The organism is Acinetobacter sp. P8-3-8, assembly GCF_000214135.1.
Classification (GTDB): Bacteria; Pseudomonadota; Gammaproteobacteria; order Pseudomonadales; family Moraxellaceae; genus Acinetobacter.
In genome coordinates this window covers 1-13,162 of sequence record NZ_AFIE01000066.1, presented here as the reverse complement: position 1 = coordinate 13,162, position 13,162 = coordinate 1, and the positions used below count along the sequence as shown (strand labels likewise).

Sequence of the window (13,162 nt, the reverse complement as noted above, 5' to 3'; positions counted from 1 at the left end):
TTGCTGCATTGGTCTTATTTTGCATTATCGTTTTGAGAATAATAAAAAAATCAACTCCTGGAGTAAGCAAAGCTACAAAATGAGTTATTGCAATCGTTAAAAATAATTCCATAAATACTCCCCTTACATCAAGGCTAATCTATGGAATTTCTATCTTTGATTCTTGTATAAAATTGCGCAACCACCCCGCCACAGATTTGATTATCAATTCTTAGCATATTGTTTTGGAGTCACACCTGTATATTGTTTAAAAATTCGATGGAAATGACTTTGATCTGAAAACTCCAATTCATACGCAAGTTGTGCAATATCACATCCTTCTTTTAATAATTTGCGCGCATAATTCACTTTTCTATTCAGCTGATACGCATGCGGTGTCAATCCAAAATAATGCTTAAATAAACGGATTAAAGCATATCTACTCATATTCATTTTTTCAGATAATACTTTTAGCGATAAACTTTCAATATCTTCTTCAATACACTCAAGTAATTGGGTTAAAAGTTGCTGGTAATAGTCTGAATTACATACTCTTTCCCAGTTAAAATTCGGTAATAAGATTTGAGTTAAAATTTCGATTAAGTATTGTTCTTTCTCAAGTATAGAAATTTTCGGATTAAATAATATCGCATTTAAATTTGTAAAAGCATTATAGAGCAAAGGATTATTGATAATACTGGGTTTTAATTGCGGTATTGGTGTATTAAGCAAGGAATTAACTATTTGATGATCAATCAAAATATCCTGCTTTAACTCCTGTAAAAGCTGAGTTAACCATTCTGCATCAAGATGCATCATTTGGTAGCTCCAAGCTTTATTTGGCAGTGGATTGCAACTATGCTCCACATGTGCAGGAATCACGACAAGACTACCTGCTCCTATTTTTTGGTCTTTTGCAAAAAAACTAGAAAAGTGGCTTATTCCACAATCAACCGCACCAATAGAAAATGTTGAATGACTATGAGATTTATAACAAATTCGGCTTTGGCATGCCCTACGCGTTTCAACATAGGGCATTTTTGAATCACTCCAAAACTCAACGCTAGAATCTAAGTTCATTACATTCTCATTGTAAATTTTGAAGCTGCAATGAATTCATCATTAACCCGCTAAAGCATTTTCAATATCTTTTTCAATATCTTCAGGTTTCGTTGTAGGTGCATAACGATTAATCACTTCACCATTTTTATTAATTAAAAATTTAGTGAAATTCCACTTAATGCCATTGCCTAAAATTCCCTTACTATTATTGGTTAAATAGCGGAAAATGGCATGCGCTTCAGGTCCTTTCACATCAACTTTCGCAAACATTGGGAACTTAACACCATAATTACGTTGGCAATATTCTCCAATTTGTTCATTTGAACCGGGATCTTGCCCACCAAATTGGTTACAAGGAAAACCGAGCACTTCTAGCCCTTGGTCATTATATTTTTCATAGAGTTTTTCTAAACCCGCAAATTGGGGCGTAAATCCGCATTTACTTGCAGTATTTACAATCAATAAAACTTTTCCTTCATAGTCAGAAAAAGATTTATTTTCTCCTTCTAACAATTCAGCCTCAAACTGATAAATATTCGTCATGGATAAGTTTCCTCGTCGCCTTTTTCTTGTGTTTTTAATTCTAAAGAAGCTGAATTTACGCAATAGCGTAAACCTGTGGGTTGCGGGCCATCTTCAAAAACATGTCCCAAATGTGCATCACAATGGTGGCAAATAATTTCAGTTCTTTGCATGCCATGTGACGTATCATCTTGTTCTTCTACAACAGTGGAATTGACAGGCTTATAAAAACTCGGCCAGCCACAACCACTGTCATATTTATTCTCTGAAGAGAATAATTCTTCACCACAACATCGGCAAACATAGGTACCTTGTTGCTTTGTATTCCAATACTTACCTGTAAAAGCGGGTTCAGTTCCCTTTTGACGTGTAATTTTAAACTCTTCTGGCGATAGTTCTCTTTGCCACTCTCTGTCTGTTTTATTAAGCTTTCCCATGATTACTTCCCTTTCTATCTTGCTATTTAAAATAGGATAATCCTATATTTACGTCATTCAAATTAAAATTTCTAGTCTTTAATTCACAAGTTACAAAAGACTAATAATTCACATAAAAGCAAAAAGTAAGCAAAATAATAAAACATGGTAAGCATTTTTATTTGTTAAATGCTTTTTTATACGCAAATTTAATGTTAGTCTTACGGACATTCTTGCTTAGGATTAAAAAATGTCGCAGAAAAAGAGCGTTATTTTTAAACATCTACTACCTGTGATTAAACAATATCAACAGCTAGGTTTTACGCATGAAAAAATTGTTGCTTTACTCAGAGATGAACACGATCTTGATCTTGTAACAACTGAAACATTTAAAAGTTATTTATATCGTTATGCAAAAGTGACCTCCACTCTTTCCGAGAACATCAAAATGCCGAACACTCATCAAACCCCACGCGAAATAAAAAAATCGTCTAAGCTCGAGCATGTTTGCTACGACATCCGTGGACCAGTGTTAAGAGCGGCCAATGAAATGGAAGAAGCGGGTCATAAAATTATTAAATTAAATATTGGTAACCCTGCTCCCTTTGGTTTTGAAGCACCTCAAGAAATTATTAACGATGTAGCTTTAAATTTACCTAATGCGATTGGTTATACAGATTCAAAAGGGATTTTCCCTGCGCGTAAAGCAATTTGCCAGTATTACCAACAAAAAGGTATTTTAGATATGCATGTCAATGACGTGTATATCGGCAATGGCGTATCTGAATTGATCGTGATGGCGATGCAAGGTTTATTGGACGATGGCGATGAGATGCTTGTTCCAATGCCTGACTATCCACTCTGGACTGCGGCAGTAAATCTTTCTGGCGGTACCGCAATTCATTATAAATGTGATGAAGAAAACTTCTGGTACCCAGATATTGCTGACATGGAAAGCAAAATCACGCCAAATACACGTGGTATTGTGGTGATTAACCCAAACAACCCAACAGGTTCGGTTTATCCACGCCATGTTTTAGAACAAATCGTCGCATTGGCTAAAAAGCATGATCTGATTTTATTTGCGGACGAAATCTACGACAAAATTATCTATGACGGGATTGAGCATGTTGCTGTAGCAGCGCTCGCTGGCGATCAATTGTGTGTTTCGTTCAATGGTTTGTCTAAAGCCTATCGTATTGCAGGCTATCGTTCAGGTTGGATGGCGATCACGGGTGATAAATCACGTGCTGCGGATTATATTGAAGGTTTAGACATGTTGGCGTCGATGCGCCTATGTGCAAACCATCAAGCACAGTATGCAATTCAAACTGCCTTAGGTGGTTATCAGTCAATCAATGATTTGATCCGCCCGGGTGGTCGTTTATACGAACAACGCAATATTGCATGGGAAATGTTGAATGATATTCCTGGTGTATCATGCGTAAAACCTGAAGGTGCGATGTACTGCTTCCCTAAACTTGATCCTGAAATTTATCCAATTGAAGATGATGAAAAATTCATGCTGGATTTCTTAAAAGCGGAAAAAGTTTTACTTGTACAAGGAACAGGTTTTAACTGGCCAACGCCTGATCATTTCCGCGTGGTTTTCTTACCTGCTGAAAATGAATTACGTGAAGCAATGAATCGCTTAAGCCGTTTCTTGGCAAAAATTCGTTAATTGCTTGAAATACTGAAAATTAAAGAAGGTATTCAATATGTTGAGTACCTTTTTTATGTAAAATTATTGATAAATAACCAACAGAAAATATTTTAATTTATCCGAATTACTACTATTTTTTATCAATTTCAGACTATTTTCAACTTTAGAAAAACATTTTACGCATACATCTTTAAGTAGCTTAATGCTGTTTTAAAATAATGAATATCTTGGTAATTCTAGGCATTTCCAAATTGTTTATAAATCACTCTATTTAAAATTCAAAAACCACTACACTATAAATTTGAATGATTAATAAAAAAAATACATTTTCAAATCAGTATAGGCAAATAAAGACACTTTATATTAAGTTAAAAATGGAACAAAAATTGCTTAAAACAGCAATAGATTTCTTTTAAGGATGATTTATGAAAAAAACATTTACGGCGCTTGCCCTTTCTATCGGTTTAATCTTACCTATTTCATCATTTGCCAAAAGCAATGTCGTTGTCGTAGCTACTGGAGGAACGATTGCAGGCGCAGGTGCAAGCTCAACCAATAGTGCAACGTATACTGCGGCCAAAGTTCCTGTTGATGCGTTGCTCAATGCTGTGCCTCAAATTCAAAACCTTGCCAATGTTACAGGTGTACAAGCTTTACAAGTTGCATCTGAAAGCATTACAGATAAAGAATTACTCACCATCGCTCGTAAAGTCAATGAGTTAGTCAAAAAGCCTGATGTTAATGGCGTTGTGATTACTCATGGTACAGATACCTTAGAAGAAACAGCTTACTTTCTCAGCTTAACTGTGCATACCGATAAACCAATTGTTGTCGTCGGCTCAATGCGTCCACCTTCAGCACTTTCTGCTGACGGCCCTTTGAATTTGTACAGTGCAGTTGCTTTGGCTGCTGCGGATAGTGCAAAAGGCAAAGGGGTTTTTGTGCTGATGAATGATGATATCTTCGCAGCACGAGACGTTACTAAGACCATCAATATCCACACCAATGCTTTTACAAGCCAATGGGGACCTTTAGGCACTTTAGTTGAAGGTAAACCATATTGGTTTAGAAATGTTGCTAAACGTTTTAACAATAATTCTGAATTTAATATTGAGAGTATTCAAGGCGATGCCCTACCTTTGGTTCAAATTGTATATGGTTCGGGCAATATGCTTCCAGATGCGTATTTAGCATATGCAAAAGCTGGCGCTAAAGCGATTATCAATGCTGGAACAGGCAATGGTTCAGTTGCAAATTATATCGTGCCGACATTGAATGAATTGCAACAACAAGGTGTACAAATCATTCGTTCTTCACGTGTTCCGCAAGGTTTTGTATTGCGTAATGCAGAACAACCTGATGATAAATACGGTTGGGTCGTTGCTCACGATTTAAATCCTCAAAAAGCTAAACTTTTAGCAGCATTAGCCCTGACTAAAACCAAAGATGCGAAAGAAATTCAGCGCATGTTCTGGGAATACTAATTTTTAATTGATCCATTTTTATGGATTAAAAATACAAAAAACCGTTCATATCAATGAACGGTTTTTTTAATAGCCTTCTTCATTCAATTGGCTTTAAATCTAAACGGTCAATGACATACAAAGTATTTGCATCAATTCTATTTTGTTCTTTATCTAAATACTTCTGCTCTAACACACCATCCGTTTCAGAAAATGCATAATCATCGTCATTTAAAACTGCTAAATGTTGATCATCAATCACCCATAAACCTTCAACTTTATCATGTGGATACTGCAAACGCTCTACCAAATCTACAACCAATGTTTTAGCGACAGGATGAATGCCGTATTGCTCAAGCCCTTCCCAGCCTTTGTCTAAAACATATTGCTCAAAGTTTGCCCTTCAATGAGTAAGCCTAAATCCTCATCTTGTTTCAAATGCTCATTTTCGAATACAGATTCAAGCTCAGTGGCTTGATTTAAATCGATTTTATAGACCCGTTTAAAAGCTTGCGGATTATCCTTATAAAAATCATCATCACGTTCAGCAACTAAAAAACTATTATGATTCAATGCTGTAATCGCTGTATTCGAATGCACAGTCTCATTAGCTTCTTGACGATATAAATATTGAGAAACTGCTTTAGTTTCAAGATCAATCATCACAATGCGGGTTAAATCTGAATTCACCACGGATTTATCAGGATTACTCATGGTCGATTGCATAATACCGACTAATTTTTTCTGATCAGGGCTTATCGTTAACCCTTCCATTCCTCTATTTGGTCGTCTATTGGCGTATTCCAAAGGCAATAAATAGCCTGTTTTTCTACGACTATCCTGTTCATAAGCATTGATTCGATCTATTTCTATACCATTCGCATCAAAATGCACAATATGTGGGCCATATTCATCACTCACCCAAAAAGTGCCATCTTTCAATGTGACCAAACCTTCTGAATCTAAACCAAATTCGTCTGTTCCATTTTGCAAAACTTGCCCATGTTGATCATAAGCAATTTCTTTGGTTGCACCAAAATGCTGATTTGGTAAACCTGTAATGGCTTTACCTGTAGGATCTTTCAGTAAAATTTCTTTTATTTTGTGAATACTGCCATCTGCTTGCAATTCGAATAAGCCGATTTTAGGTGTATAGCTTGGATCTAAAAAAATCTTGCCATTGTCACCATTCACATTATAAGTTGTATTTGGCCCACGATCTGTTAATGCATAAAATTGATTTTTTTCAGTTGAATGTGCTGCTATTTCTGAACCAAAACCACCACAATGAATTTCAATAAAATGACCTTGTTTTGCCCCATCAGCAATATTGTGAATATTTAAAATATCGTACGGTAGTTGCACACCTTGGGAAAACTTTTTATATAAATTGTCGGATGGATAATTTCCAATGTCTTGCTGATTCATTTGATCGAATTCTGAATTTTTCATTGTTTACTCTAAGGTCTGTTAATATTTTCCGTGCAAAAAATAGCGAGTAAAAAATCAATTATAAAATTAAACTTAACACTCTCTACATCCCCAACAATATTGAATGCTCAATACTGTTCTAAGCTGAAATCCACTTTCAACAATTTTATTGAATTTATTGTTTAGCATACCATACAAAATAGTTTAGTCATGCAGATATTTTTACAAAAAATTGATAAAGTTTAATACTTTAAAAAATGCGCCATTGTTTTTAATGGTACAAATCAATTTCTTGGAAAAACTCTTTGTGTAATTATTAAAGTTATTTATAAAAAATCATGATACGATTTAATAAACTAAAAGAAAAGTATCTGAATACAATAACTTAATTCATATAGTTAGCATTATGGAATAAATTATAAACTAAAAGTATCAACAGATCATAACTTTAGAAAAACTTAAAAATAATTAATCCAACATCTATACTAAAAACTCAAAACCATGCAAAATATAAAACAAATATTAATCAGTTTATAATAATAACTTACTTAAAAAAATACTCTTTATATTCATATCTATTTTAATGCTACAAACCACAGCACATGCTGAAGCTGATGATGTTTGTCGAGCGTGGTTTGGGACATTAGGAATCAGTAAAGGCGACCAACAATGCAGTGCAAAATGTGTTGCTGGCGATGTAGGTATGGCAACCTATAGCTGCCCGAATCAATGTGATGATCTATGCACCGAAAATAATGCATGTCCAGCCGGGACAAAAGCTGTATTTGGTCAACACACGACTGCAACGTGTTTACCTGTTTATGAAACAAAAAAAGACAAAGGTAAAAGCTGTGATGGCTTGGGAAATCCTTGCTCTGTCAGTACAGGTAATAAATTCCAAGTAGAAACAGATTGGAAAGCACCTATTGGACCTTTAGAAGTCACTCGTGTTTATAACAGTTTATTTTCAGACAATGTTTTATCCGATAACACGCCTTTTGGTTCAACACGTGCTTGGACGTATAACTATGCAATGCGTTTATATTTCACATCATCAGGGGCGAATATCACATCTATCACCTTATGGCGTGAAGATGGTAAAGAAATAATTGCAACACCTCAACAAGGTCGCATAAGCCCATTATTAGGTACAACTGATTGGTATGTTGATCCAGATACAAGTTTAGTCCTAAACCAATTAAGCAGTGGCTGGGAAATAAAAGACCTTAAAAACAATAAAGTTGAAACTTATGACTCAAAAGGACGATTAACTCGAATTAATTACATAGGCAATCAATTCGTGACAGTTAATTATCCCAATGCAACAAGCTTCAGAGCAAATACAGTTACAGATCAATTTGGTCGAAAACTGACTTTAACCTATGATACAGATGGCTATCTAACCAACATTAAATTACCCAATGCTCAGGTTATTCAATACTCTTATAGTGGCAATACATTATGGTCTATTAACCGACCATCTTCAGGCACAAAATATTATAGTTATAATGAAAATACGTCAGTTGCACCCTCAAGAAATCTTTATTTACTCACAGGAATCAGTGATGAATTAGGCAATCGTTTTGCTAGTTATGCCTATGATGAATTTGATCGAGGTATTTTGACCGAACATGCAGGAAATACACAGCAATTCAGCTTTAATTATTCAGACAACAATACACAAGTGACTAATCCTTATGGTACTCAACGAGAATATAGCCGTTCACGCATCTCAGGTACTCAACATATTGGAACAGTAAAACGAGGGGCTACAACCGAAAGTAGTTCAGAATATGATAGTTCTGGAAATTTAGTTCGTCATGAACAATTTGGGCAAGTCACGACCTATGAATATGACCTGGGCCGAAATCTTGAAACAAAACTAACAGAAGCAGCTGGAACTGCTGAAGAAAGGATTACAACAACACAATGGCATCCAACATTAGCGTTACCAATTGAAATACAAGAACCATTACGCAGAATAAACCTAACATATGACAATACAGGAAATCTTTTAACTCGAACAATTACAGACCTTAGCACCCAAAAAACCAGAACATGGACACATACCTATAATAATTTAGGTCAAACTCTTACAGAGACAGAGCCTACCCAAGCCAAAACAACATATAGCTATGACAATACTGGTAATTTACTTACAGTGACGGATTCAGCTGGTTTAGTGACCAGTTACAGCAGCTACAATACCTTGGGACAACCCAAAATTATTACATTCCCAAGTGGTCATAAAATTACCTACACCTATGACAATTTAGGAAGAGTACTCAAAACAGTAGAAACACGTTTAAATCCAAGTTTTGAGACAAGCTACAACAGCACCAACAAAGTTGTTCAATGGGCACAATGGATTATTGATTTAATCAACCAATGGTGCCAAGCCGTTGGATTGGGCACACCATTTTCGGGAACAGGAACAACCAGTCAAACATCCGGCAGCATCAGTTTAAGCAGTAGCCAAAGCGCAACAACAGCATATGTTTATGATAATGCTGGTCAACTGACACAGGTCACCTTTCCAGATGGTGAAATACTGAATTATGAATATGATGCAGCACAACGCTTAATTTTAATCCGAGATAATACTGGCAATACCGTAAATTACACTCGCAATAATGCAGGTGCCATTACCAATACCGCAATTACTGATAATTACAGCAATATTATATTTAAAACAGAAACGGTGTATGACACCTTAGGTCGAGTCAGCCAACAACAAGGTAATAATCAACAAAATGAACAATTTAGTTATGATGATTTAAACCAACTGACTGAACAAAAAAATGCACTCACTCAAACTTCAGGCTATCAATATGATGCATTAGGTAGAACCAAACAAAACAGAAACCCAGCACAAGGGTTAACCCAATATCAATATGACAGTTTAGATCAATTAAAAACAGTCACAGATGCACGAGGTAAAATACCACAACATACCACTACAACGCATTTGGTGATTTAGAAAGTGTAAATAGCCCTGATACTGGATTAACAAGCTACCAATATGATGATACAGGTCGCCTTACACAATACACCGATAGCCAAAATAATATTCATGCCTATACCTATGACAACGCACAAAGAGTACGTCAAAAAACAGATGGCAGTGGTTCAAATCAACTCACTACCAGCTTTGATTATGATGGCGGTCAATATGGGCAAGGCGAGTTAACACGGGTTAGTAATGCCAATAGTAGTATCCGCTATAATCGTGATAGTGCTGGGAATGTCATTGAAAAAGTCATCGCATTAAAGCCCAACCTACCACTACGTGTGCAATACAACTATACCGCTGGAGGGAAGCTTGCCAATATTCTCTATCCAAGTGGGCTCAAAATTACGTATACCTATAACCAAGGTCTGCTAAGCAATATTAATTCAAGTATTGGCGGTAAATTACTCCAAAATGTTCGCTACACCCCAATAGGAATCGGTGGTTGGAATTGGGGAACAGGATACGACCAGTTCAATATAGTTCAAGATACAGATGGGCGAATCAATGACGTCACTTCAACAGGGATTCTGACACGACACTATAACTTTGATGCTGCAGATCGAATCACCAGCATCAACGACAGCGATAGCACGCTCAATTCAGGTTTTAATTATGATGTGATGGATCGATTGACCCAACAAAACATCCAGTTTGGAGATAAAAATTCTGTTCTGAATTATAGCTACGATGCCAATGGTAATCGAACACAACAAGATAAAGCTGAAAATGGTACCTCTACAGATACCGCATATTCAATTGCAAACACAAGCAACCGTATCAATAGCTACAGCTATTTAGCGACAGGTCAAGTCACTCAAGACAACACCCGCAGTTATCAATACGATGCAGCTGGGCGTAGCAGCCAAATCCAAAAAAATTCGAACAGTATTGAAAATCGCTATGATCCACTTGGCCAGCGTGTCATCAAATACATTTCAAATAATGGCGTACAGAGCGTTATCTACTTTGTATATAACGAATCTGGACAGCTATTAGGTGAATACGATCAAAACCGCAATCGCATTCGTGAATATATTTGGCTCGGTGATCGTTTGGTGGGAATGCTGAGTCAGGAACGTCCAAATGTTTTACTGAGAGTCCATACAGATCATTTAAAAACACCAAGAGCTGTTAGCGAAGGTGATGGCGATAGTCGTAAGGTTTTATGGCGTTGGGATGGAGACCAGTTTGGGGATGTACTCGCAAACGAAGATGTTGATGCAAATAATATTAAATTCACCATGCCTTTACGTCATGCTGGACAATACTTTGATAGTGAAATCGGCACATTCTATAACTACTTCCGAGACTATGATCCAGCAACAGGACGCTATGTCCAAAGTGATCCATTGGGTTTATTTGATGGTACCAATACCTATGCATATGCCTATAGTAATGCTGTTTCATATAATGATCCTACAGGGCAGTTTGTACCAATATTAGTTGGAATTGCGATAGGTGCAGGAACTGATTTAGGAATTCAGTTGGCATTGAATGGTGGGGAATGGCATTGTATTGATTGGGGAAGTGTGACAGTTTCTGCTGGGTTAGGTGCTATTGGTGGTGGTTTAACAGATGGCTTAATTAAAGGTGCTTTTCGTTTTAGAGTAGCTCAGTCAATAGGTGGTAGATCTCCTTCTTATTCATGGGGTGCAACAAAAGCATGGGGTAAAAAAAATAATATTTCTGTACTAAAAGTTTCTTCAGGACAACAGCGCCATCATTGGTTATTACAACAAAATCAAGGTTGGGAAAAAATGCTCCAAATTGGTTGAAAAATCAGCCATGGAATATTAATCCTGTCCCTACAGCATTCAATAATTGGATGTCAAAAGGAGCAACGAACTTTCGTTCGTTATTAGGAGCCCCATCATGGGTAATGGGTACCACTGGAGGTACAGTAGCTGTTGGAATTGGTAATTATTTTGAGGATTAAATTATGAAAATTAATGACACAGATTTATTATTACTTATAAATCCAAAAGATTTTTCTATCTATCAATTAGCTGGTATTGCTCTCAAAGCAACTCAAAATTACAAAAAAAAATCTTGATGCTTCACTTGGGTCTCTGATTTTTAATAAAGATGGAGATATTGGTGAAATTAAAAGAATTAATCGTTTAGAAATTCAAGGAGAATCATTTTTTCAAAAATTTAAAAGTGCCTTTTTTGGTGTTTATAAAATAGAAGTAATCATAGAACAAGTAGAATATAGTTTTCCTGAAGTTACTAAAATAATCGCACAGGCTATTAAAAAAGATGCAATTAGTGATGATCCTCTATTTAGCAATATTCAGGCAAACATAGAAAATACTCTTGATAAAATAAAATCTTCAAAATCAATAGTAGAAATTTTTGAAATTCTTCAAATCAATGATTTAGACAGCTGTCTAGATCAGTTGTAAATATCAGCATCTTATTCCGTCAAAATCCAAATAAAGCTGCTGCATTAGAGGAGTTCTTACATGGAACACAAGCTAGACTTGGTATTACTAAGAAATTAGGAACAAGTGGTTTAGGTAGAGACGCAGGTTGGAATATCTGGGGCTTTAGGGGCTATTGGTGGAGGCTGGTGGACTGGTGCCTTTAAACATGCCAAATCAGGTGCAAACTGGTTTAAGTTAAGTACCAAATGGAAAAATGTCAGCCCAAGAGTAAGAAAAGCTCAAGATACGCCTAAAGGTTATGAACTACATCATTGGTTAATTGAAAGAAATAGTTGGATAGGAAAAAAAGTGCCAGATGCAATTAAAAATCATCCGTGAAATTTAAAGGCTGTAGAACGATCTGTACATCAACGGATTCATGGAAATGATCCAGGTGGCGAAACTTTTAATTTTATTGAAAAATTGTGGTATGGAAGTCCTACATGGGCTAAAGGTGCAGTAGGATCAGTTGGTTCTGGTGTAGGTGCTGATATGGTAACAGGAGATGAATAATGAATCTAAACTACCCAGTTTTAATACATACCTCTTTATTTATTAAAGGTAATTTAGAAAGTGAAGATCGAATAAGCTATATAAGTGAAAAAGCATTTGATATAGGCTATTTGTCTGGTGCAATTATATTTGATTCAAGTGGTATGAAATATGAAATTACACAAACAAAAAAAATACCATTACATAACTTACCATTTCCAAAATTTTTAAAGATTATTCTTAAACATTTTGGTGGACATTATTTAGCATCACAAAGAAATAGATCAATATGGGTTGTTTTTGAAGTGAGTCCTATCAAAAAATGTAATTTAGATGAGATTAAAAAAGAACTTACAGAGTTATTTTTAAAAAATCCGAAATGGTTTAAAAACAGTGATTTTAGTCAAGCACAAGCGATTGAATTATTTATTAATGAAGCTAGAACAGTGAAAGAGTTGATCGAGAATATATCTGTTTGGTCGTAGATATTTCATTTTGGGATAAAGGTGCTGAAATGTTACCAAATAACCTTAATTCTCTTAATACGTGGTTTAAAGCTCTTGAGTTTAGTACTACTAATAATCCATTATCTAGAGAGAAACTCAAAAACATATATAGGGTAGTATCATCTTGGAAAGACAGTGATTTGGAGTTTGGTGGTGGAAATGTGTTATATACACCATTAAACTTGATCC

At 35.7% G+C, this 13,162-nt stretch carries 12 protein-coding genes and 2 pseudogenes; 8 read left to right on the top strand and 6 right to left on the bottom strand.

From position 1 onward, the window contains the following. From GGG_RS21415 to msrB, 4 genes and pseudogenes are all read right to left on the bottom strand, one after another. Nucleotides 1-112 (bottom strand): annotated as a pseudogene (locus GGG_RS21415) (LysE family translocator); the annotation flags it as partial. Between the two features lie 92 nt (nucleotides 113-204). After that, on the bottom strand, nucleotides 205-1,059 hold the full coding sequence (locus GGG_RS0116925; protein ID WP_010116994.1) for an AraC family transcriptional regulator: 855 nt from the start codon (nucleotides 1,057-1,059) through the stop codon (nucleotides 205-207). A gap of 42 nt (nucleotides 1,060-1,101) precedes the next feature. Continuing rightward, on the bottom strand, nucleotides 1,102-1,584 hold the full coding sequence (locus GGG_RS0116920) for a glutathione peroxidase (RefSeq protein ID WP_010116993.1): 483 nt from the start codon (nucleotides 1,582-1,584) through the stop codon (nucleotides 1,102-1,104). Beyond that, entirely contained in the window at nucleotides 1,581-2,000 is a 420-nt protein-coding gene (msrB, locus tag GGG_RS0116915; RefSeq protein ID WP_010116992.1) for a peptide-methionine (R)-S-oxide reductase MsrB, read from the bottom strand. Before msrB ends, GGG_RS0116920 begins: the two co-directional genes overlap by 4 nt. A gap of 229 nt (nucleotides 2,001-2,229) precedes the next feature. Here msrB and GGG_RS0116910 point away from each other — a divergent pair, with 229 nt between their 5' ends. Both GGG_RS0116910 and GGG_RS0116905 read left to right on the top strand, forming a co-directional pair. Beyond that, a complete protein-coding gene (locus GGG_RS0116910; protein WP_010116990.1) occupies nucleotides 2,230-3,660 on the top strand; it encodes a pyridoxal phosphate-dependent aminotransferase in 1,431 nt (476 codons plus the stop codon). Nucleotides 3,661-4,067: 407 nt separating this feature from the next. After that, nucleotides 4,068-5,126, top strand: coding sequence for a type II asparaginase (locus tag GGG_RS0116905; RefSeq protein WP_010116988.1), 1,059 nt, complete (start codon nucleotides 4,068-4,070; stop codon nucleotides 5,124-5,126). Between the two features lie 79 nt (nucleotides 5,127-5,205). On the opposite strand, the gene GGG_RS21550 is transcribed toward GGG_RS0116905, so the two are convergent. Beyond that, nucleotides 5,206-5,415, bottom strand: a complete 210-nt coding sequence (locus tag GGG_RS21550; protein WP_369034339.1) for a hypothetical protein — start codon at nucleotides 5,413-5,415, stop codon at nucleotides 5,206-5,208. A 65-nt stretch (nucleotides 5,416-5,480) separates the two neighbouring features. After that, nucleotides 5,481-6,557 (bottom strand): esterase-like activity of phytase family protein, encoded by a 1,077-nt coding sequence (locus tag GGG_RS19960; protein WP_264650129.1) that lies wholly within the window; start codon nucleotides 6,555-6,557, stop codon nucleotides 5,481-5,483. A gap of 562 nt (nucleotides 6,558-7,119) precedes the next feature. Between GGG_RS19960 and GGG_RS0116895 the strand changes: the two genes are divergently transcribed. The 6 genes and pseudogenes from GGG_RS0116895 to GGG_RS21410 all read left to right on the top strand — a co-directional run. Continuing rightward, the gene (locus tag GGG_RS0116895) at nucleotides 7,120-9,516 is read left to right on the top strand and encodes a DUF6531 domain-containing protein (RefSeq protein ID WP_010116986.1); all 2,397 of its coding nucleotides are present in this window, start codon (nucleotides 7,120-7,122) and stop codon (nucleotides 9,514-9,516) included. Nucleotides 9,517-9,542: 26 nt separating this feature from the next. Then, nucleotides 9,543-9,644: pseudogene (locus tag GGG_RS21630) on the top strand (hypothetical protein); the annotation flags it as partial. A gap of 183 nt (nucleotides 9,645-9,827) precedes the next feature. Further along, nucleotides 9,828-11,324, top strand: coding sequence for an RHS repeat domain-containing protein (locus tag GGG_RS0116885; protein WP_010116984.1), 1,497 nt, complete (start codon nucleotides 9,828-9,830; stop codon nucleotides 11,322-11,324). A gap of 237 nt (nucleotides 11,325-11,561) precedes the next feature. Beyond that, nucleotides 11,562-11,954 carry a hypothetical protein gene (locus GGG_RS0116875; RefSeq protein ID WP_010116983.1) on the top strand — a complete coding sequence of 131 codons (393 nt, stop codon included), beginning with the start codon at nucleotides 11,562-11,564 and terminating at the stop codon, nucleotides 11,952-11,954. A 533-nt stretch (nucleotides 11,955-12,487) separates the two neighbouring features. Then, complete coding sequence (locus tag GGG_RS0116865) at nucleotides 12,488-12,952, top strand: hypothetical protein (protein ID WP_010116981.1); 465 nt, start codon at nucleotides 12,488-12,490, stop codon at nucleotides 12,950-12,952. Next, nucleotides 12,943-13,162, top strand: a 220-nt coding sequence (locus tag GGG_RS21410) for a hypothetical protein (protein ID WP_010116978.1), incomplete at its 3' end; no start/stop codon positions are given. The genes GGG_RS0116865 and GGG_RS21410, both read left to right, overlap by 10 nt.